The organism is Clostridium sp. DFI.5.61, from assembly GCF_024462915.1.
Classification (GTDB): Bacteria; Bacillota; Clostridia; order Oscillospirales; family Oscillospiraceae; genus Lawsonibacter; species Lawsonibacter asaccharolyticus.
This window is the reverse complement of sequence record NZ_JANGBZ010000017.1, coordinates 28029-47931: the sequence shown is the minus strand read 5'-3', so window position 1 is coordinate 47931 and position 19903 is coordinate 28029. Positions and strand designations below refer to the sequence as shown.

The 19903-nt window shown below is 55.4% G+C and carries 24 protein-coding genes and 1 pseudogene; 1 reads left to right on the top strand and 24 read right to left on the bottom strand.

Features of this window, described 5'->3' with window-relative positions; genetic code table 11:
- Positions 1–56 precede the first annotated feature (56 nt).
- The 6 genes from NE584_RS10180 to NE584_RS10155 are packed head-to-tail and all read right to left on the bottom strand — an operon-like array spanning position 57 to position 5590.
- Positions 57–1883: a VirB4 family type IV secretion system protein gene (locus NE584_RS10180; RefSeq protein WP_108980459.1), complete on the bottom strand. Its 1827-nt coding sequence runs from the start codon at positions 1881–1883 to the stop codon at positions 57–59.
- Between the two features lie 15 nt (positions 1884–1898).
- Positions 1899–2843 carry a phosphoadenosine phosphosulfate reductase family protein gene (locus NE584_RS10175; RefSeq protein ID WP_108980460.1) on the bottom strand — a complete coding sequence of 315 codons (945 nt, stop codon included), beginning with the start codon at positions 2841–2843 and terminating at the stop codon, positions 1899–1901.
- 2 nt (positions 2844–2845) lie between these two features.
- Positions 2846–3544 (bottom strand): hypothetical protein, encoded by a 699-nt coding sequence (locus NE584_RS10170; protein ID WP_256182719.1) that lies wholly within the window; start codon positions 3542–3544, stop codon positions 2846–2848.
- A 29-nt stretch (positions 3545–3573) separates the two neighbouring features.
- The gene (locus tag NE584_RS10165) at positions 3574–3948 is read right to left on the bottom strand and encodes a hypothetical protein (protein WP_108980461.1); all 375 of its coding nucleotides are present in this window, start codon (positions 3946–3948) and stop codon (positions 3574–3576) included.
- The gene (locus tag NE584_RS10160) at positions 3945–4355 is read right to left on the bottom strand and encodes a DUF3846 domain-containing protein (protein WP_256182718.1); all 411 of its coding nucleotides are present in this window, start codon (positions 4353–4355) and stop codon (positions 3945–3947) included. Before NE584_RS10160 ends, NE584_RS10165 begins: the two co-directional genes overlap by 4 nt.
- A 17-nt stretch (positions 4356–4372) precedes the next feature.
- Positions 4373–5590 carry a hypothetical protein gene (locus NE584_RS10155; protein ID WP_368670719.1) on the bottom strand — a complete coding sequence of 406 codons (1218 nt, stop codon included), beginning with the start codon at positions 5588–5590 and terminating at the stop codon, positions 4373–4375.
- A 774-nt stretch (positions 5591–6364) separates the two neighbouring features.
- Between NE584_RS10155 and NE584_RS10150 the strand changes: the two genes are divergently transcribed.
- A complete protein-coding gene (locus NE584_RS10150) occupies positions 6365–7591 on the top strand; it encodes an IS110 family transposase (protein ID WP_108980464.1) in 1227 nt (408 codons plus the stop codon).
- Positions 7592–7711: 120 nt separating this feature from the next.
- Here NE584_RS10150 and NE584_RS10145 read toward each other — a convergent pair whose 3' ends face one another.
- The 18 genes and pseudogenes from NE584_RS10145 to NE584_RS10060 all read right to left on the bottom strand — a co-directional run bounded on the left by NE584_RS10145 (position 7712) and on the right by NE584_RS10060 (position 19900).
- Positions 7712–8263 carry a DUF6550 family protein gene (locus NE584_RS10145; RefSeq protein ID WP_108980465.1) on the bottom strand — a complete coding sequence of 184 codons (552 nt, stop codon included), beginning with the start codon at positions 8261–8263 and terminating at the stop codon, positions 7712–7714.
- A gap of 152 nt (positions 8264–8415) precedes the next feature.
- Positions 8416–8961 carry a hypothetical protein gene (locus NE584_RS10140; RefSeq protein WP_108980466.1) on the bottom strand — a complete coding sequence of 182 codons (546 nt, stop codon included), beginning with the start codon at positions 8959–8961 and terminating at the stop codon, positions 8416–8418.
- Positions 8958–9353, bottom strand: a complete 396-nt coding sequence (locus tag NE584_RS10135; RefSeq protein ID WP_368670718.1) for a DUF4320 family protein — start codon at positions 9351–9353, stop codon at positions 8958–8960. Before NE584_RS10135 ends, NE584_RS10140 begins: the two co-directional genes overlap by 4 nt.
- Positions 9354–9370: 17 nt before the next feature.
- Entirely contained in the window at positions 9371–10243 is an 873-nt protein-coding gene (locus NE584_RS10130) for a secretion protein F (RefSeq protein WP_108980468.1), read from the bottom strand.
- A 6-nt stretch (positions 10244–10249) separates the two neighbouring features.
- Complete coding sequence (locus tag NE584_RS10125) at positions 10250–10705, bottom strand: XF1762 family protein (RefSeq protein WP_256182727.1); 456 nt, start codon at positions 10703–10705, stop codon at positions 10250–10252.
- Between the two features lie 137 nt (positions 10706–10842).
- Positions 10843–11772 carry a type II secretion system F family protein gene (locus NE584_RS10120; protein ID WP_108980470.1) on the bottom strand — a complete coding sequence of 310 codons (930 nt, stop codon included), beginning with the start codon at positions 11770–11772 and terminating at the stop codon, positions 10843–10845.
- A complete protein-coding gene (locus NE584_RS10115; protein WP_108980471.1) occupies positions 11769–13145 on the bottom strand; it encodes a CpaF/VirB11 family protein in 1377 nt (458 codons plus the stop codon). Before NE584_RS10115 ends, NE584_RS10120 begins: the two co-directional genes overlap by 4 nt.
- Positions 13135–13890, bottom strand: a complete 756-nt coding sequence (locus NE584_RS10110) for an AAA family ATPase (protein ID WP_108980472.1) — start codon at positions 13888–13890, stop codon at positions 13135–13137. Before NE584_RS10110 ends, NE584_RS10115 begins: the two co-directional genes overlap by 11 nt.
- Positions 13880–14737 (bottom strand): Flp pilus assembly protein CpaB, encoded by an 858-nt coding sequence (locus NE584_RS10105; RefSeq protein WP_108980473.1) that lies wholly within the window; start codon positions 14735–14737, stop codon positions 13880–13882. Before NE584_RS10105 ends, NE584_RS10110 begins: the two co-directional genes overlap by 11 nt.
- 18 nt (positions 14738–14755) lie before the next feature.
- The gene (locus tag NE584_RS10100; protein WP_108980474.1) at positions 14756–15202 is read right to left on the bottom strand and encodes an A24 family peptidase; all 447 of its coding nucleotides are present in this window, start codon (positions 15200–15202) and stop codon (positions 14756–14758) included.
- On the bottom strand, positions 15199–15894 hold the full coding sequence (locus tag NE584_RS10095; protein WP_256182717.1) for a DUF3848 domain-containing protein: 696 nt from the start codon (positions 15892–15894) through the stop codon (positions 15199–15201). Before NE584_RS10095 ends, NE584_RS10100 begins: the two co-directional genes overlap by 4 nt.
- A gap of 132 nt (positions 15895–16026) precedes the next feature.
- Positions 16027–17328 carry a DNA cytosine methyltransferase gene (locus tag NE584_RS10090; RefSeq protein WP_368670720.1) on the bottom strand — a complete coding sequence of 434 codons (1302 nt, stop codon included), beginning with the start codon at positions 17326–17328 and terminating at the stop codon, positions 16027–16029.
- Between the two features lie 17 nt (positions 17329–17345).
- A pseudogene (locus tag NE584_RS10085) lies at positions 17346–17762 on the bottom strand (DUF3849 domain-containing protein); the annotation flags it as partial.
- A gap of 65 nt (positions 17763–17827) precedes the next feature.
- Positions 17828–18151, bottom strand: a complete 324-nt coding sequence (locus NE584_RS10080) for a hypothetical protein (RefSeq protein ID WP_108980476.1) — start codon at positions 18149–18151, stop codon at positions 17828–17830.
- Between the two features lie 9 nt (positions 18152–18160).
- Complete coding sequence (locus NE584_RS10075; protein ID WP_087359735.1) at positions 18161–18370, bottom strand: mercury transporter; 210 nt, start codon at positions 18368–18370, stop codon at positions 18161–18163.
- Positions 18371–18381: 11 nt separating this feature from the next.
- Positions 18382–19218, bottom strand: a complete 837-nt coding sequence (locus NE584_RS10070) for a conjugal transfer protein TrbL family protein (RefSeq protein WP_108980477.1) — start codon at positions 19216–19218, stop codon at positions 18382–18384.
- A gap of 70 nt (positions 19219–19288) precedes the next feature.
- Complete coding sequence (locus NE584_RS10065; protein ID WP_108980478.1) at positions 19289–19576, bottom strand: SpoVG family protein; 288 nt, start codon at positions 19574–19576, stop codon at positions 19289–19291.
- Between the two features lie 60 nt (positions 19577–19636).
- Positions 19637–19900: a DUF6133 family protein gene (locus NE584_RS10060; protein WP_108980479.1), complete on the bottom strand. Its 264-nt coding sequence runs from the start codon at positions 19898–19900 to the stop codon at positions 19637–19639.
- Between the last annotated feature and the right edge of the window lie 3 nt (positions 19901–19903).

The window sequence follows — 19903 nt, the reverse complement described above, 5'->3', positions numbered from 1 at the left end:
CCTCCTGTTCGTAAATAAGTAAGGCGGCCGGGGAGTATCCCGGCCGCCGTGGTATATTACCGGCCGCCCGCCTTGCCCATGTAGGCAAACTTGTAGGCCGGAATCTCAAAATTGACATGAAGCCGCTTGGAGCCAACCAGGAACAGGGCATGTCCCCGGCGCTTGCTTTCCAACAATTCCTGCTCGGCGTCCGTCAGGTTGTAGAGGTCTGTGGTTTCCTGAAGGTTTTTGCCGTCGCAGCCCATCAGGATTTTGTAGCAGGGAATATCCAAAAGGGCCTGCCCGTACATCTTGATCTCCGGTGCCAGGAAATCCACCACCGAATGAGAGATGATCGCCAGGGCGGACTCATATTTTCTGGACCGCTTCTCCACATTCCGCAGAAAGGCCAGGGATTGCGGCACCTGCGGGTCGATCATCAGGTATGCCTCGTCGCATACCAGAAGCACACGCTCTCCGCGATTGTTGCTCATCTGCTCCCAGCACCAGGTCAGCAGATTGAAATACTGCGTCCGCTTGATGTTATCCGCTGCGTTTTGCAGGCTGTGGGTATCCAGGCAGACAAAATGGGAGTCGGCCTCCAGCGTGCTGTGCCCGTTCCAAAGGAAGCTGTCGCTGCCTTTGGCGGCGTCATACAGCAGCATGGCAAGGTCACGGAACACCGGATTGTCCGGGTTGGCCTCGGCTTTCTTTTCAATCAGGCCGTGGAGATCTTCCATGATGGGAAAATCCGTCGCTTTGAGCTGGCGAATGTCCGTGTCCCAGAAGATACCGAACTGATGATATAGTTCAATGACCGTCTGCTTCAGGACGGCCTTCTGCATATCGGTCAGGCTCGGCAGATACAGGGAGAAAATGATTTCCAGCGTTTTGATATGGAGCGCCATATCGGACATTCCATTTCCCTCATCCGTATAGAGCTTGTCGGTTTCGTCCTCATCGTCACGGGGCGCCGGTCTGATCTGCAAAAGGTTGGAGCGGCCGTTGCGCCCACCGCCAGCGTTCAGCCAGTTCCCACCCAGGTTCCGGCACATATCCTTGTACTCGGATTCCGGGTCGATACAGAGGATTTTGGTTCCCTTCATATACTCAGACAGCATGATATGCTTGACCACGGTGCTTTTGCCGATACCGGCCACACCCATGACAACGAAGCTGCTGTTGGTGCGGTCGTTCCCGCGTGTCCAGGGGTCCAGAATCACCAGCCCGCCACTGCTGTCCTTGGCAAAATAATAGCCCCGGCCGTCGCTGTAACCGGAGCTTGCGAAGGGGAAACCGCCCACAAAGGTACTCATGGGAATGATGCGGGAAACAATGCTGTCCACCGTCCCATTGGCGGGGTAGGTGGGCGAAATGCTCTGAAACCCCTCCTTTTGCAGATTGGCAAGGGTACGGACCTTGCATTTCTGAACGCTGAACGCGCTCTCCACACGGCGGCAGATTTTGGAGAAGGCCGCCTCGTCCTGCGCCACCGGCATCACCGTGAGCGACATCATGGCGACGGTTTCGCCCTCCTGGTCGATCTTCTGCATGATATGCTCCCCGTCCTCGGCGGCCTTCTCCGCCCGCTGACGGGTCAGCGGGTCTTTGGCGCTGTCGGCGGCGCCCCGCTGCTGGACAATGCTCTTGGAGAGGGCGGAGATCAGGGTGCTGTTGTCAATCGGGGTGATCCCCACCGACACAATGGTGCTGGGGATGTTTGTGATTTTGGAGAGCCAGCCCATCTCCACCTTTTGCGGATAGCGGACCGCACCGTAGACCTTTCCCATATTTTCACCGATCACAAGGCTGTTCCGCTTGATTTCCAGCCCCATCGGGGTAATGACATTCAACAACGCTTCATTGACAGGGAGCGTTTCTTCTTTCTTCTTGGTTCCTAACAATGATACACCTCCAAATCAGTGACACGAGTACGGCACACCGGTATAATCCAGCACGGCGCCCAGCCCCAGCTCATGGATGCAGTAGTGGTACTGCTGGGGATGGGTTTTCTCCATGAGCTGAAAACGGTTCGGCTCATGCTCCAGATGAACGCCGTACATACAATACATACACCCCGATCTGGAAACGCCGGTGGTTTTCAGAGTCAGGGCGCTGGTCCTCTTTTTGACCTCCACAATATCCCCATAGATAGGGGCATAGGGGATGCCGGTCATTTTCAGGTAGCGCAAAATATCTTCCTCCCGCCAGAACGCAAGGGGCTGGCTGAGAGGGCGTTTGCGTTCATAGCCGTTGCAGCCAAATTTAAGATAAGACTGTTCCCGCAGCTTGCTCTCGCAGGCCAGCACCCCCGTAATGGGATGCCGCCCGGACTGCCGTTCAAACTTGTTCAGCGGGGCCTTTTTCATGTGGTAACAGCACCGGGCTGAAACCGCAAAGGGGGCGTCCAGAAGATACCTGTACTTCTCACAGTTGTAAATCGACTTCTTTCCGTTCTTATCCAGCAATTCACCGTTCAGGCGGGCCAGACGGTAAGGCTGGCCCTTCCGTGCGCCGCTAATGGCATCGGACACTTCCTTGGAAATAACCGGATAGCCATATTTCTCAATGATCTGCGTAAACGGATAGCGTGGGCGAAGCCAAATCACATTGTCTTTCGTTTTTACAAAATCGCGCAGTTCAGGGTATTCCAACCCTGTGTCAACATACACGGCGGGAATATCGGGGCAGACCTGCCGTGCCAAATCAAGGAGTACCGTGGAATCCTTACCGCCCGAAAAGCTGGTAAAGACCTGCCCGTTGTACGCCCTGTACCATTCCAATATTTTCATCTGCGATACTTTGATCTTTTTTTCGAGGCTCCAACCCTGCATGATGTTCAAATCCTGCCGGGTGTGCTTCATTCTTACACAACACCTACACTTTCTAAAATCGGGATCGCCGCTTCAAAACCGGCGTCCTCCAAATGGACATAGGCCGGGTTATTCACCAGATTGCACAGCCGCACAATGTCCTGCTGCTCCAAAATCTCGGTCTGGATGCCGCAGTCGGCAAAATAGCCCGACAGATATTTCAGCTTTTGGAGCAGATCACGCTCCACTCCGTCAACCGTCCTGTCCCAGATTTTGATGTAAAACTGCCGTTCCACCACCTCGCCGGAGAGGGCAAATCCGCCCATCTCCACGATCTCATGCTTCAGCAATTCCTTCTGCTTTATATCCGATGAAGAAGTGAGGGTAGAGGACAACTCCGCCATCAGGGGAGAAATGTCCACCGGGCGTGAAACCGCCAAAAGCTGAAACGGATATTGCCCGCTGGACAGACTGGCCGTGAGCTGCTTGGAAATCAGGCGTTTTTCATTCTTGCTGAACAGCTCCGTACTGATGGGAAATATTTTCAGGTACGCCAGCGCCATGCCGTCACGGGTGTAGAGGAAACTCCCGCGAATGTCTTTGACATTGACAAACTCATTGGCGGTCATCTGCGCCAATTCTTCCTTATCCCTGCCCTTGGCCTTCTTGCGCTTTTCTGAGAATTTCAAAAAAAGAAGCGTACCGCCTCCCAGCAGTACGCATACCACAATCATAATGATTGGCAACAGCAACCTATCAACCTCCCTTTCTTTGCCGCAGCTTATAGTTCCAAATCATCCTCGTCCTCCAGTTCTGATTCCGGCTCATCGGTATAGTCTGGCAACACATCCTCAACCACAAATCCAAAGCTGTGCCCGCCAATCCAGTCCACTTGCACAGAGGCATACAGTTCTTCAAAGTTCTTGCTGAAATAGGCCAGTTCTTCTTCGCTGGCCCGTTCTGTTTCACCTTCCCCGTAGAGGTAGGTGCCAACCTCCGCATAAACCCGGTCGCTTTTCGGCAGGCTCCTCAAATCATCCCGGATGATTTCATCCTCCAGAAGATCTTCCGCACAGTCCGGGCTTCCGGGAGCGTAGTATTCTTCCAGCAGGCCGGAGTCAGAGGCCAGGGTCACAACAGAAAACATCTTGCTCATTTTGAACCACCACCTTTCCGGCCTCCAAACATCAGCCGCAGAAATTCCTCTGTATCTTTTGCTGACCGCACCTCAAAGGTCACGACGGAAGGCCGTGGCTCTGTGAAGTAGTCCCGGAAACAGGCGATTTGTTCCTCGGTCAGCGGTGCGCCGCGCCCCTCCGGGGTGTCGCCGTAGAGAAAGAAAGTCCCGTGGATCGTGTCACTCCCGAACTGTCGATTTACGGGCAGGCCCATCCATTTGCCACCGGCATTACAGCACAGGACGGTTTCATGGGGCAGGGAGATACATTCGATCTCGCCGCCGACAAGGGCCTTCCGGTGTTCCAGGGAATCCTCCAGCACAGCGGTATAGGGGGCCTTTCCCGGCTCAAATATCATCACCCTGATTTCTCTATTGTTATTCATCGTCTTTTCCTTTCTCATCATGGGTTCCCCGGCGCAATATGCCAATCGTCATATAGGGAACCGCTGATCGTCACGGAATCGGTGAGATTGGCGCAGAGCATCCCAGCCGGGGTCCAAATGTCCATCACATGGGTATTGACCGTATAGCTCCCATCGGGGAACCACACCGGAGAAAAATGGACCCGCTGCTTGTAGGTGCTGTAAATATTTTCGGCAAACTGGAACCGGGCTGTTTTTCCGCTGGAGAGCCGGTCCAGCAGGCGCCAGTAGGTCGTATAGTTAAATTCGGGGAAGTAGGAAACCGCTGTCTGCCCGTAGGTGTAGTGGGACATGGGCGCCGATGTGCTGACCGTGGCGGTGACGGTGTTGCTCACGCCGTAGCCGGATTTCATGGTGTTCCCGGCTGCCGTAGGCACCTTCTCATCCGGTTCAATCCTTGTGGTGGCGGTCATGGATGCGGAGTAATTGTCCCGGAAGAAGTCATACCAGCCCTCATCCACCCAATATCCATCATCATCGCCGGTGCTGTGCCACACCCAATATGGGTGCCACTGTGCCCACCACACGCTCCATGCGGCATAGGACTTTTCCTCCCGGCTGGGCACGCTGCTGGGCCGCCAGCTTCCAGCGGTATCGGTGGCCTTCGGGTCCGGCGGGTCGTTGCCGGAAAGATCAACCACTTTTGCCTTGATGGTGGTCTGGCTCAGAGTTCCCCGGTTTGTGCGCACCGTGATGGTAATATCCTGCGGTTCGGATGGAGTGTGCCACTTCACCCATGCAAGCTGACTGTCCCCCTCCGGGATGACGATATTGTTCATGCGGTAGGTGCTGCCCTTGATGGTAAAGGTCACAGTGGCGGGGCCGTCCGGGTTGATCTCAGAACCGGCATAGAGCGTTACCGGCGTTATCACATCGGTGTCTACCCGGTATTCGTAGTCATAGTCGGTTGGTTCCGGCTGTTCCGGGGGCTGTTCCTCAAACCGGACAATGCCCATGCCCAGGTAGGCGATGATAGTATCATTGGAACAGGTTTTGTTCGTGGGGCCGGAATAGGCCGCAAAGCCCAAATCTGAATATTCAAGATACATCGCCAGCGGGAGATTTTTATGGGTCAGGCTCGTCATGGTCCTGCGCAGGGCGCCGCCCGTCTGGTTGTCGTAGAGGGCCGCTTCATGGGCGGTCATGGCGTACATGACCCCATTGTGCTTGAAGTAGGCGATTGGCTCCAAAAGCAATTTATACTTTTCTGTTATCAAATCGTCATAAGAAATACCCGTAAGCTCTGCGATATAACGGACAATGATTTCATCACAAAAATATTTCTTGATTGCTTCAATACTCGCCTTGCTACTGCCGGTGCTGATGATCCTCGGCATTGTAATCGCAGGATTGTAATAAACATAGCTACTTGTTGTCGGAGAGATAGAGCTTCCGTCCCTATATTGGATTTTTGAAACCTTGCCAAAATGGATTTTAATTGCGGGTGTCTTGCTTGTTAAGTCAATAGAAGCGGATGCCGGTTTCTGTGTTTCGGAGTAAATCACGGTAACTCTTACTCCATCCATGCCCGGATTCCATGAGTTCTGCGAGGTTCCCTGTCCCATGCTGCCGCCACCGCCGTCCACATTCCCGCTGCCTCCGGTATCGGCCAGGGCGCTCATGGGACAGATGCCCAGAATAAGCAAAAGGCTTAAAAAGAAGGCAAAAATTCTTTTCAAAAGCGCACCTCCAATCTGTTGTTTTTGAAAAAGGGCATAAAACTTCATGCCGCATTACATGCTTGCACCACGATGAATGAAAACCAGGTGCAGCAGGCAGGACAGCATGGTAAAATATAGATGCACGGCACAAGATCGGCTTTTTTTGCCGCTATGAGCGCGCGCATAAAACTGGTTTTGCTCTCCTGTTGAACCACAAATTGTCCCAGCCAAACGGCAGTAAAGGACGTATAGCAAAATAATCGCTTTTAGGAGAGCGCGCCGTGACAACTTTTGTGGGAGTGTAGGGCTATGGAAGTTGTCTATCGGTGTTGTTGTGGGATTGATGTGCATAAGAAGATCATCGTGGCCTGTTTGAATCAGGGCGGAGAGCAGAGCCTGCGTGAATTCGGCACAACGACCAGCGAAATCAAGTCTTTGGCAACCTGGCTCACAGAATCAGGCTGTGAAATAATTGCCATGGAAAGCACGGGCGTATTTTGGAAACCACTGTATAACCTGTTTGAGCTGATGGATTTGGATGCCATAGTTGTCAATGCGGCGCACATGAAAGCACTGCCCGGACGTAAGACAGATGTGAAAGACGCAGAATGGATCGCGGATCTGCTCCGCCACGGACTGCTGAAAGCAAGTTATATCCCCAGCCGGGAACAGCGGGAGCTACGTGAAATTACCCGTTACCGAAAAAGCCTGACAGAGGAACGGTGCAGAGAAACCAACCGTCTACAAAAGATTCTGGAAGGCGCCAACATCAAATTGGACTCTGTGGTCAAAGACATCAACGGAAAGAGTGCCAGAAAGCTGTTGGAAAAGATCATTGAAGATGATGTCCCAACCAGTGAGGAGGAAATATCCAAGATGATCCACGGGCGGATGCGCTCCAAGCTGGGACAACTTGTGACGGCCATTGAGGGAATCACTACACCGCTTCAAAGAAAGCTGCTGGCACAGGTCATAGACCATATCGACGATTTGAATAGACGTATTGCCGACTTGGACAAACTAGTTCAGGATTACATGGATGAATATGAAGCGGCAATTACTGCTCTTTGCGATATTCCTGGCATCGCCCGGCGCAGCGCCGAGGTGATTCTGGCGGAAATTGGTCTGGATATGAGCAGATTTCCCAGTGCTGCCCATCTTTGTTCCTGGGCTGGGGTTTGTCCTGGCAACTGCCAGAGCGCGGGACGGCGAAAGCACGGAAAAACGACAAAAGGAAACAAGCCGCTCAAGACGATTTTGACCCAATGCGCAAAATCTGCACGTTCTGTAAAAGGGTCTTATTTCTCGGCGCAATACCAGCGGATCGCAGCAAGGCGAGGCAAGAACCGTGCTACACTTGCAGTCGCTCATTCCATGTTAATCGCCATATACCACATGCTTAGAAACAACGTGCCATTTCGTGATTTGGGCTCTGACTATTACGATTCTTTTAATAGGGACAGAAAAATACATGGTTACCTGAAACGCCTGAAAGCACTGGGCTGGGAACCTGATGCCCTGCCCGGTTCCGCCTGAACCAACAACTTATACTGTCCTTTAGTCTGCCCTCTGGGCGGGCTGGGTCGTTGCGCCCTTCTGGGGGAAGGTTTTCATAACAAAAGAGTACGGCATTTCTGCCGTACTCTTAATGCGATATTAGCCCATACTGCCAACCTGATTTCCGGTCAATTCATCTCCATCATTCCCAACTGGAATCCCAACGGAGCTGCCTCCTTCATCGGGAATCCAGCCGAAGCCCTCAATGTAGATGGAGCCATTCTGTGTATCGCCGTTTTGGGGCTGGTTTGCGGCGGGGTCGGAAACAATCGGCTCATTGTTCTCGCTGGCCGCCTGCTGTTCCTCCGGGGACGGGGCGGGCGGAGGTGTGGTTTCCGGCTTTTTCTCCCTGTCAGTCAAATCAACATCCACCTGATCCTCCTGCTCTACATCCAGGACGGGATCAGCCTGTTCCTGCGCGGGGGTGTTTTCCGGCGCGGAAACATCGGGGACCTCCACTGTGGGCGTCGTAGTTTCTTCCTCCGGGGGCTGGCTCACATCCTCCGTGGTAACATCCGTGGGGGCGGCGGCCGGGTCCGTCCCGGACGGTTGATCGCCTTTGCCGAGCATGGACACGGAAACGCCGATCACAATCAGCAGCACAGCCGCTACACCGACGATGGCAAGCAGCTTTTTGTTTTTTGCGTTCATCTGAAATCCTCCTTCAAGGTGAAATTATATCAAAAAATCAATGTGTTCTCCTGCTCTCATTATATCAGTTGCACAATACTGGTGTCCAGGTGGAAGAACACACAAACATTTTTTTGCGCTATGGAAAACCGACAGGCAGAAATAGACAAAATCTAAAACCGGGGAACATACTTGGCGTTCAGCTTCATGGTGATCTGCATGGGCGGCAGATGGCCGAACCCAAAGGAAAGGGGCACCTCCACCGTGACCATCCCCGTCACATTGAGCTGCGTAATCCCCTCCGGCGCGGAGGGGGCAAGCGGGGCATTTTCCAGTTCCATGTGCAGATCGTAAAAGCGGTATTCCAAATCCGGCCCCGCGTATTTCAGATACCGTCCATCCTCATACACCAGGCCCAACACCTGTTGCAGCCGGTCATATACATTCCCGGTGGTCACATTCTGCATCCAGGACGAACCGGAGAGCTGGTAGCCGCCCGAATACCCTTCCCGCAGACCGGGGTAGGCTTCATCCCAATTCTCCGTTGCCACAGCTACGATAGCGGATTGAACAGAATCCCGGACACCCTGCGCCACGATCACCAGCCGCATATATTCAAACACCACGCAGGCCAGAATCAGGCAGCAGACCACCACCGCAAGAATCATGGGCGTACCCTGCCCGGACCTGTCTTTCAAAACCGTTTTCAGCCTGCTCATTTCCAGTACACCTCCGAGACTCCTGTGGCCCTTGCGGTGAGCGTGACCGGGAAGGACGCAAACTCCCCGAACAGGCCGAGATTGACGGTGGTGGTAAGCGTCACCGTTACCTCGTTGCCGAGCTGGATTTTGCCGGTGTCGCTCCATGAAATATCAGGGTCAAGTCCGGTTTCCTCCCGGAGAGCCGCCGCTTTTGAGCTGGTGACGGAACCGACCTGCCCATTGATCTCCGCCGTCCGCACCAGCTCATCCGCAAACACATCCAGGTTTTGTTTCGCCACAAACACCGGGGCGATGCGGACCACCAGCGCCAGAACGAGGGCAACGGACAGGACAAGGACGCATACATCCACAAAGCCTTCCCCGCGTTTTTCTTTCAGCAGCCGCCTCAAACAGCCACCTCCCTTCATCAGAACAAATCTCCAAAGGCTTCCAGGACCACATAGCCCAGAACACCCAGATACATCAGCAGGAAACAGCCCAGAAGCATGAAGGAATATTTACGCATTTTCCCCGGCTGCTTCATGGCCTCCAGCTTCAGCTTTTGGAGTTCAAGCTGCTTGAAGGTCATGGAGAGCATTTGAAAGTACATAATGCCGTTGTCGCCGCGCTTGACGGAGATCAGCCCGCGCACCACATCGGAGAGCATGGTGCTTCCGATCCGGCTCTCCCAGCGTGTCAGGGCATTTTCCTCGTTGCCGGAGGCCATATCCGCAATTGTGATCTCCAGCTCCCGTTTCATGGCGTGACCGGCGTTGTGCTGATAGGCTTTCAGAATGTTCAGCACATCACGAGAGGAACGAAGCTCCTGCTCCACGGTATTGACAAAACGGGGCAGTTCTGTTTCGATTTCCTCCCGCCGCTGCTGGACGATCTCATCCGCCCGTTTCTGTTCTTTGAAAAAGACGGCCACCGCCAGAAAAAGGACCACCGGCGCCAGGATCGGAAAGATCAGCAGGGCCGGTATTACCAGCAGCCCGATCAGCCCGCCTTTGACCCAGGCAGCCGCCACATAGGTTTCCGGGGACATTTGAATTTCGGCGGATTTAAGCTGGGCCTCCAGCTTGCGCCGCTTATAGGCGTCCATCCGAACCAGAGGCGCCGCCTTTGCCGCCATATCGAACAGGATGGCGTTCATGCTGTTCTTTTTCGCCTTTCCCCGGTTTGTGACGGTCAGCACGGCTTTGGTGCTGGCGGAAGTGGGCAGCCGGAGAAGTCCGGCCAGTAAAAAGAACGCTCCCAGGCCAAAGAGCGTTCCAAAGCATAGTAAGATCAAATACAACCTGTTTCACCTCAATTCCTTGTAATACATTCGTTTTGGGCCGGTGTTCCGGCTCTCCGCCCGTGGGCGCCCCGGCACATTCCAGCTTCCACCGCCCCGGAATCCCGGTGCGCACAACCACCCGGAGGCCCGCAGGCTGGCCCCGTTTTCCTCCGCCAGCGTGTAGGTGATGATCTTCCGAAACCCCATCTCTCTGGCAATTCGGGCACAGCAGCCATAGAGGAAGCTGCATCCATTGAGAATACCGTCTGTGCAGAGCCGTGTCACCTCGGCGGTTCGTCCGTCATCCAGATACCGGGAGATCGGCCGTCCCACAACGGCAACGCCGTGAAGCGTCCCATGCCCATCGGAGAGCGCCACACAGAATTTGCAACCCTGCGCCCGTCCGCTGTGGCGGTGGTGCTTTTCAATAAAGCGGTTTGCCTCCCGCAAGCTGATTGGAATGATCTCCGCGATTCTCACCTCCAATGAAAAACGCCCACCGGGAAGGTGAGCAAAATGGTTTCATCTGCTTTGAATTGGAAATATCAGGCTCCCTCATTTCCATAAACTCAAAATAGCGGAAATATCTCACCTGATTTTAGAGTAGATATTTCCATTTACCTTTTGTACTCCACCGGCTTTGTCAGCCGGATGACCGCCGCAAAGGAAATGAGCAGCACCAGCAGGCAGACCGCCAAAATACCCTTGCCGAAGCCGGTGTTCACCAACACATTGTACCAGTCTTTGTTCAGGAAGTAGAGCAAAGGAATGTTGCCCACCAGCAGGAAGGCCATTGTGATGAACTCCTTAAACGGCTCATACATCAGGTAGTCCAGCTCCGCCGCCACGATCCGCATATCGGACAGCTTGCCGATGATGGGGGTGAGCGTGCTTTTCAGGCTCTTATCATCCTGACAGGCGATAGCGGCGTCCACCCATTCCCGAAAGATATAGTTGTCCAGCTTGGGTTTCATATTGGAGAGGGCCTGCTTCACATCGGCGCTTATCATGCCGGTTTCGGCCAAAAAGCCCCGGAACACATCGGCCACAGGCGGGTTTAGGTAGTGGATGTTTTCCTCTACGGCGGTGATGATACTCTCGCTGCGCAGATAGGAGCTGGTGATGATGGACAGCCCGGTTTCAATCTCATTGTTCATCAGCTTTTTGTAGCTGTGAGAGGTGAACAGGACATACCAGAACGGGACCAGGCCCATACCCGCCGCCAGCACCGGGAGCATGAAATAATTTTGGATCACAATGCAGATCACCGCGCCCATAGCCGCCAGGAACAGGGAGAGGGCGCAGAGGGCGGCAAACTTGCCGCCCCTGCCGGTCAGGATCATCATTTCCTTGGCTTCCCGCACCGTCTTTTTGATGCCCCTGACCTCTCTGGGGTGGTTGAGCTGCCCGATCCGTTTGGAGATCGGCGCCTCCCGGCTGGCAAAGGATTTCGTCAAGTCCTCCGCAAACTCAAAGGGCGTCATGCCCAGCAGCAGGAAAATACCGGCCAGCATACCGGCAAAGGCCAGCAGAATCAGTACAATCAAGCGGTTTCCTCCTTCCCATCGTCTATATCCATCCGCCCACCGGCGATCTGCTCCAGCAGGCGGGGCGGCATCCCATTCTCCAGCAGCCGCTTTTGCAGGCTTGCCGAGATCGTGGACACCTTTTGAAATTCACCGCGCACTTTTATCTTGCCGTCCTCCACGGCGGTTTCCGATACATGGTAGCGGTAGAGGGTGTGGAGCTGCCGGGCGCCGTCCTCCAAAATCTCACACTCGGTAATCTCCATCACCCTGCGGCTGTTGTCCTCCAGCTTCTTCACAAAGAGGACAATGGGGAATGCCTCCGTCACCAGGTTATACAGGGTCTTGTCACCCATATCGTATTTCTGGGTACACAGCGTCACCATGCGGTAGTAGGTGGCCTTGCAGCTATTGGCGTGGGTCGTGGTAATAACCGCGTGGCCGGTGCGGGCCGCCTCCTGCGCCGCAAACGCTTCCGCTGACTTCATCTCGCCCACGCACACCACATCCGGGTCGCAGGTCAGGGCAAACTCCAAAAGCCGCTCCTGATCGTAGTTCTGCTTGGGGTCATCGGAAAAACGGGTGACAGTGTGGACTACATTGTTGAGGACATTCCCCTCGGCATCCTCCTTCACCAGATCAAACTCCCGGCACCCGTTTTCAATGGTGAAAACTCTCTTTTCATTGGGAATGGTGGAGAGAATCCAGCTCATCAGCGTGGTCTTACCGCTGCCGGTGGAGCCTGTGACGCAGATGGACAGGCCAAACCGCAGCACCGCCGCCAGGAAGTCCAGCATTTCGGCGGTGGCCGTCCCATAGCGGACAAAATCATCCCGCCCCAACCGCTTCGGGTTGACAATTCGGATGGAGGCCGCCACGCCCTTGTCCTTGTCGGTCAGCGGATTGCCCAGAACCGTGATACGGATTTTATTGGAGAGGTGGCCCACCACTCCCGGCTGGCTGTTGTCGAGGATCATCCCGGATTTATGAAGCAGCCTGCGGACCACATCCACGGCGTGCTGGGGGCTTTGGAACCGCTCTTTGGAAGGAACCACACGCCCATCCGCATAGGTGATCTTGGTGTCCTTCCAGGAGTTGATGTTGATTTCCTCCACATCACTGGCAAAGAGGTAGGGCGTCAGGAAAGAGAACTCGGCCATTTCCGTATAGAGCTTGTCGATCAGGGCCTCGTGGTCCATGCCCTCCACACCCAGGCTGTAATCATTGAGATACTTGGCGATGTAGGCGGTGATCTGCTGGCGCTGTTCCTCCGGGTTGTCGGTTATCAGGGTGGAATACTTGCTGGCAAGGTACTCCTGCACCTGTGCCAGCACCTCCGCAAACGGGCGCGTATTTTTGCTGGTGTTGAAAAAAAGACCGATGTTATTTGCCATCTCCGAACACCTCCACCGCGATGGCAGCGATGACCGGCTCATAGCTCTTGGCCTCTTTCCCGGAAAGTGGTTCCAGCAGCTTCAGCGTAGCCGCCTGTTCCTCCACGATGGGAAGATAGGGCAGCCGGTACTTCACCCCGCCAAATGAGTTTTCATATTCCATGCCGCCCGGATAAGGCCGGGTGTTGGACAGTACACGGATGTGCTGCTCCGGCTTGAATTTCCGGTCCTCGATCAGCGGAAGATAGGATGCAAAGTAGGAGATCGCTTTCAGGTCGCATCCACACACCCGCAGCACATCGTCCGCCACCTCCAGCGCCGCCGTTGCAAGCACATTCCCGGTCAGAACGCTGGTGCAGTCCACGATCACATAGTCCGCGATATGCCGCAGAAGCACCAGCATATCCACCGCCTTTTCCTTGCTGTACTCCGCGTAGGTGAACACATTTTCCCCGGCCTTGTAGCCCAGGAAGCTGATATAGGGGTGTTTTTCACAGGGGACGCAGGTTTTCAATACCCGCTCCTGCGTCATGCCGGGAGCGGACAGCAGATCGCCCACGGACACCTCCGGCAGTTTGCCCTCCGCCGCCACAGCGGGGAGCGAGGGGGCGGTCAGATCGGTAAACACCAGCACCACATTTTTCTTCCGCTTGGCAAGCTCCGCCGCCAGCTTGACCGCCGTAACCGTTTTTCCGGCGCCGGGGCTGCCCCACACGGCAAGCATCTGTTTCTGCTTATTCGCCATCTGTTGTTTCCACCTCCTGTTCCTCCATGCCCTCTGCGGGCTGCCCGCCGTCAGCACTGTCAACAGGGACCTCCGGCTGACTGCCCTCATCGTTGGACCCTGCCTCCGGCTCGGCAAAGAAGGCGTCCTGCGCCGCCAGGAACTTTTCGGCATTGGCGCGGGTCCCCCGGTAGACAAAGGCCAGATGAAGGCTGTTGGATTCCTCCAAATGGGCTAAAAGCTGGGCCTGTTCGCTGTTCACCAGCAGGGTGATGGTGGCGGGCAGGGTTTCCTCCGGGTTTTCTTCTTCCTCATTTCCCGCCGGCGCCTGATATTCCTTGTCCGCGCCGGAACTCTGGGTGGCGGCAAGCACCTCCACATATTTCAGCTCCGGGGGCTGGGTGGTTTCGCCGGTGTCCTTGTCGGTGGCAAAGAGCATGATAATATCGCCCGCCTCCACCTTGCCGGAGCCGCCCTTGGCAAATGTAGGGATGGTGACGGAGATCGCCACCTTGGAACCATTCAGGCGGGTCAGGTACTCATACTGTGTCAGCGGCTCCGAGGACAGCCACGCCGTATTCACATCCGTGTTTTTCCGCAGCTCCACATCGGTGTATCTCCCTACCACCTCATCCAGCGAGGTGGCAACGCTGTCCTCCATGCCGGAGGCCCCTCTGGTGTAGACCTCCACCATGTCCGCCGTGATGTAGGTTCCCTGTGGGATCACCTCGGCTTTTACCCGGACGGCTTCTGTCTGAGCCTTCAGCCCCTCGTTGAAAAGCGGTGTGATCCCAAAGCAGACCAGAACCGCCAGCAGGATGCACACCGCGCCGATGACCGTCCGGCTCCGAAAAATATTCTTGTTCAATTTGATACCTCCATTTGTTCAGATTTGAAATGTAAAAGCAGTCAGCCAGTAGGCGGATACGCCGCCGAAGCAGAAAAAGGGGGCCAGGGGCAGACGCACCATAGACAGCGGTTGTTTTTGCAAACGGCATTCCACCAGCCCGACAAGCACCGCCAGCGAGAGGGAAAGAACAGCCTGTATCAGCCCAGGCCAAACGCCCAGAACAAACCCGCAGGCCCCCATCAGTTTCATATCACCGCCGCCGATGGCAAACCCGTCCCGTTTTATCAGAACCGCCGCCAGCAGGAAGGGGCCGCCGACCAGGAACAGCCCCGCCACAGACGCGGCAGGGCGGAAACCAATCAGCCCGCACAGAAGGAGCAGGGCCGGGATCAGGTTTGGAATCTCCCGGTTTCGCATATCCCATACGGCGGCGGACAGGAGCAGCAGGCCAAACAGCACCCCTTTGACCATAAGCGGCGTCACCGCTCAACCTCCCCGGCGGGTTCCAGTCCGGTGTCGCTCAGTTCGTCCCCATGAAGGTCGTAAAAGTCCTTCATTTCTGCGGGAGGCTCTCCATTGACATGAAACACACAGCGCCGAAGATCCGCCGCCTGTTTTGCCACCGTTTCCTCCAGCGTTCCCCGGATGCTGTCCCAAAAAGAAAAGTCATTGTCCAGCCATTCCGTATATAGGGCCGCAAGCGGCTGGGGGCAGGTCAGCAGGGTGTCAGTTTCCCATTCATCCAGACCTTGCTCCAACTCTCCGAGAAATTCTTCCTTGATGACCTTTTCATAAGCGTGCTCCAATATTTCTTTGGGCGGCAGGGCGGCAATCTCCTCCATGCGGGTGTCAAATTCTGCTTTGGCCCGGTCGTAGAGCAGACCAGCCCGATACTCGGCGCCCTTGTCCTGAAGGAAGTAATAGACCACCTCGCTGATGTTTTCCGGGTTCATACAGCGATCCGGGACGGGCGTATTTCGGAAAGTCCACGCCTGTTCCAGCACATTCTCCATCGCCAGAAGCATATCCCGCTGCGTACCACTCAGAGGGATGTTTTCCAGTTCGTTTTTGATGGCAAGTATCCCTTGAATTTTTACAAAGTAGGAATCACCGGGGGCCAGCTCCTCCAACGGTCTGGCTATACTATGGAGTTCTTCGTCCAGCTTCTCTTTCAACTTCTCTTGTTCCAGTTCAAACCACCTCCTGCGGTCAGGCATACAGCCCGAAATAAAGAAGGATGGCGGTCAGGCCGACCGCCATCCCAATCATCAGGGGCCACGGGTTCCATCCTTTTTGAAACATCATTTTTACTCCCCCTGTTCCAACGCCTCCTGTGCGGCGAGAATCTGTCTGCCCACGGCATAGACCACTTGAATGGTCACAGAGTTTCCCGCCTGCCGGTAGAGCTGATTGTCGCTGTTGACCGCCCGCGCCCGGTCAAACATTTCATCACTAAAGCCTTGCAGCCTCCAGCACTCACGGGGCGTAAGCCTGCGGATCAGGCCGCACCCCGCAAACGGCGTCCCCTGGTTACAGGAGGTTTCCAGCGTACCGGCGCGGTCCTTCCCGACACGCCCACGCCTTGTTTTGCTGTCAGGGAACGCCAGATTGATGCTGTCCCCACAGCGGGCAACCGCGTAGCCCTGCTTCGTGGCCTCCCGGATACGCATACCGTAGGGGCATTTTTCGCAGTCCTGAAAGACAACGCCGTGGCGGTCCTGCGTTGTAAGGGTGAAGGCCGGTTCTCCGCACTCCTTGATCCGCCGCCCATTCTGCCTTTTTTCTTCCCGTTCCGGGGTAACGACTGCGCGGCAGCCGTAGAACACGCCGGAATTGTCGCCGCCCCGGTTGGTGATCCCGCTGTTATACTTGGCCTTGATGCACCGGGCATGGCTCGTCAGTTTGGGATTGCCATTACAGAGATCAACGAAATACAACCCTGTCTTGCCGCCCCAGCCGCCGGACTGGGCGGCCATCGTGACGCTGATGCCGGACGGGTCATACACCCGCTGGCCCTGCATCCCGCCTATGAGTTGGATAAGAGCTTTTCCACAGCCCGCTGGGACAGGAAATATTTTGGGTCCACCTCCGGCTCCAGAATGTCGGCAAGCGACAAGGAATACCCGCTCTCTGTTTTGAGGGGGGCCGAAATCCTTTGTATTGAGAAGTCCGTACTCGATATGGTAGCCGAGTGAGGCCAGCGTATCGAGAACGGCCGCAAAGTCCCATCCTCCATGAATGGACAGGAGATTCTTAACATTTTCAAGGATAATCCATGTGGGTCTATTTTCAGGGTTTTGGCCTTTGACGAGTTCAGCAAGCGTAAAAAAGAGTCCGCTTCTTGCTCCGTTAATCCCTCGCTGAAGGCCGCTGACCGAAATATCCTGACACGGGAATCCTGCTGCCCACAGGTCTGCTCCGGGGAGGTCTGCGGGGGTAACTTTTGTGATGTCGGCTGCATACCATTCATCCTCCTTCACATTATGAATGGCTCTGTAACTGCGGTCGGCATATTTGTCGATCTCACAATGCCCCACACAGCGCATCCCGCACAGCTCAAAGCCCTTGCGGAAACCGCCGATACCGGAAAAGAAGTCAAGGAATGTCATCTGCGCCATCGGCAGCCTCACATTTCCAACGCCATATCCTCATCAAGCTCTTTCTGTCCGTCATTCTCCATTTGAGCGGTCGCTTCCTGTTCCTCCTCCAATTCCATCAGCTTCATAAAGATGGCGTTTGCAACACACGGATCAATCTCCGTGACATACCGGGTAGTCGGGTCAACATGGTTTTCATCCCTCGGCGTCCGGGCATCCGGGAAATCGGTCTGTCCGGCCCGGTCAAGCACCGCCTGACCGAAACGGGAATCCCAATCGGAAAACTGGATGGTGCGGGAGAGGACATAGATCGCCCGCTCCACACCGTAAAAGCGCACCAGCTCTCCAATGAAGGAATCCAATTCCCGGCTGTTCATGGCGGTCATGGCCTTGTCCTGAATGAAATTCCGGCAGTCCATGTTGATATTGTAGCTGTCGCACCAAAGAGCCGCTTCATCCTTTCAGGCGGCTTCTTCCAGCGACGGATAGTAAACGGGAATGGCTGCGTACATTATTCAAGCCCCCATTCGTCCCCGTAGCGGTACGGGTAGATTTTCTGTCCGCGCAGGAACCGGACCAAATTCTGCACTTGGTCCACCACGGACAAATTGCTCTGGTCCTTGGTGGTCATCATCACCGAACCAAAGATACCGGCCAGCGCCAGAACCACGGTGGTGGTCACATTGGCGGTGAACAGCCAGACCAGGGCGGCCACACCGCCCATCGCCAGGGAACCAATCAACGCCTGAAAGAGCTGCTTTTTCCCAAAGCCGGTGAACAGCTCCGCCTCCGGCTTCACACCCAGAGGGATATAGAGTTTCAAGTCCTCGTCCATTCGCACCTCCTACGAGTAGTAATACAAAATCAGGTCTTTGATCTGCCAGATGGATTCCGCGATCACATAGAAGATCACAGTGTTGCGGGCGCGTTTTTTGTACTGCGCCGCCTGTTCCTCGGCGGCTGCCAGCCGCACCATGCAGTAGATAAACCTTGCCACGGCGCCCACGCGCACCAGCAAGATGATGGCCTTTGAAAGATCGTCCATTGTTACCATCCGCCGCCACCTCACTTTCCCATGCCCCTGACCATCTGCACCAGGCGCACAGAATGGTATGCGTTGTTGACGATGGCTCCGCCACCGCCGCCTCCGGTCGTAACGATGAACTCCTGAAGGAACTTCGGCGTCCGCACGGCCAAAATCATGCAGGCCACGCCCCAGAAGATGTGCATATTCATCATCAGTCCCACGCCCAGCTTGGCGAGAGAAATCTGGATAATTACCGAAAGGGCTGATTGAAAGAATTTGCTCATGTAGGGCTTGAACACGCCCTTGTCGTTGTCGATCAGGCCCACGCAGGCAAGGGGCATCCCCACCCGCAAAATCAAAATCTCCAGCCCCCGCATAAGGAACTGGAAGTAGAGGATGAAATACACAATGACGAACACCAACCCAAAGATGGCAGTCACAAGGCCGAGCGTGGAAATACCGGACACCCAGCCCGCCCAATCGTAGGCGGTGGCAAGGCCGATGGCCTCCAGCATCTTGTCGCTCATTTCCTCCACAATTCCCGCAAGCCAGCCGTACATGGTGGGGAAACAGACCGCCACGGCCATCGCCTTGAAAAAGTTCGTCAGCAGGGCAATCGGTTCTTCATCCGCGTCGCCATCGGACCACAGCACATAGGTTTCAAAGCCCTTTTTGAGAAATTTCAGGATGATAAGGGACACGCCAAAGCCAAACACAATATCAAACAGGGCTTCAAACAGATCGACACCGGCCAATGTGGACATATACTGCTCCGCGTACAGGGTCAGCGGCACGATGCCCTCCATCAGCCCGTCAATGTAGGCGATGGCTCCGTTAAGCAGGGCGACGATCAGCAGAACCAGAATATATTCCAACCAGCGGCCACCTCCTTTCCGGGGGCGGCCGGGGCCGCCCCCTTGTTGTATGAAATGAAAACGGGGCGGATCAGGCGGCAGGCGTCCCGCCGCCGTCCTCCGCCGCCAGCGCCCGGTCATATTCGGCCAGCACCACGGCGGACAGCTTCTCCCGCAGCTCCTTCGTCATGGGGAAGCACTGTTCCGTCCATTCGCCTTTTACATTCCTGCGGCTGGGCAGGGACACGAACAGCCCCTTTTCGCCCTCCACCACCCGGACATTCTTCACCAGAAAGCAATCGTCCAGGATGACGCTGCACACCGCCCGCAGCTTGTCAGGGCCGGTCAGCGTCCGTTTGATCTCCGCTCTGAACTCCATAGAAAACCTCCTTGATAAAAAGTACGGCGGGGCATGGCGCCCCGCCGCTCCCACCAAACATCAGCCCGCGTAATCGAACATATCCTTAATGCGCTGGGTAATGGTCGGCAGCACGGTGCTGTCCACAATGAGATAGAGGCCCGCCAAAATCAGGGCGCCCAGGACAATGGAAATCAGCACCGTGATCGCCACATCAAGGGTGCCCTGCCCCTCACGGTTTGCCAGCGCCTCCTTCGTGCGGCCTGCCAGTTCACGGGCTTTCTGCTTGGCCATCCAGATGGAAGTCATAGCCTTAACCTGAGTGTTGCGGATGAAGTGAGTCATAAA

What these genes read in the sequence shown, in the direction of transcription:
- NE584_RS10175 (WP_108980460.1), bottom strand. Translation starts at nt 2,843, where the DNA reads ATGAAGCACACCCGGCAGGATTTGAACATCATGCAGGGTTGGAGCCTC.
- NE584_RS10165 (WP_108980461.1), bottom strand. Translation starts at nt 3,948, where the DNA reads ATGAGCAAGATGTTTTCTGTTGTGACCCTGGCCTCTGACTCCGGCCTG.
- NE584_RS10160 (WP_256182718.1), bottom strand. Translation starts at nt 4,355, where the DNA reads ATGAATAACAATAGAGAAATCAGGGTGATGATATTTGAGCCGGGAAAG.
- NE584_RS10150 (WP_108980464.1), top strand. Translation starts at nt 6,365, where the DNA reads ATGGAAGTTGTCTATCGGTGTTGTTGTGGGATTGATGTGCATAAGAAG.
- NE584_RS10145 (WP_108980465.1), bottom strand. Translation starts at nt 8,263, where the DNA reads ATGAACGCAAAAAACAAAAAGCTGCTTGCCATCGTCGGTGTAGCGGCT.
- NE584_RS10140 (WP_108980466.1), bottom strand. Translation starts at nt 8,961, where the DNA reads ATGAGCAGGCTGAAAACGGTTTTGAAAGACAGGTCCGGGCAGGGTACG.
- NE584_RS10115 (WP_108980471.1), bottom strand. Translation starts at nt 13,145, where the DNA reads ATGGCAAATAACATCGGTCTTTTTTTCAACACCAGCAAAAATACGCGC.
- NE584_RS10110 (WP_108980472.1), bottom strand. Translation starts at nt 13,890, where the DNA reads ATGGCGAATAAGCAGAAACAGATGCTTGCCGTGTGGGGCAGCCCCGGC.
- NE584_RS10090 (WP_368670720.1), bottom strand. Translation starts at nt 17,328, where the DNA reads ATGACATTCCTTGACTTCTTTTCCGGTATCGGCGGTTTCCGCAAGGGC.
- NE584_RS10080 (WP_108980476.1), bottom strand. Translation starts at nt 18,151, where the DNA reads ATGGACGAGGACTTGAAACTCTATATCCCTCTGGGTGTGAAGCCGGAG.
- NE584_RS10075 (WP_087359735.1), bottom strand. Translation starts at nt 18,370, where the DNA reads ATGGTAACAATGGACGATCTTTCAAAGGCCATCATCTTGCTGGTGCGC.
- NE584_RS10065 (WP_108980478.1), bottom strand. Translation starts at nt 19,576, where the DNA reads ATGGAGTTCAGAGCGGAGATCAAACGGACGCTGACCGGCCCTGACAAG.
- NE584_RS10060 (WP_108980479.1), bottom strand. Translation starts at nt 19,900, where the DNA reads ATGACTCACTTCATCCGCAACACTCAGGTTAAGGCTATGACTTCCATC.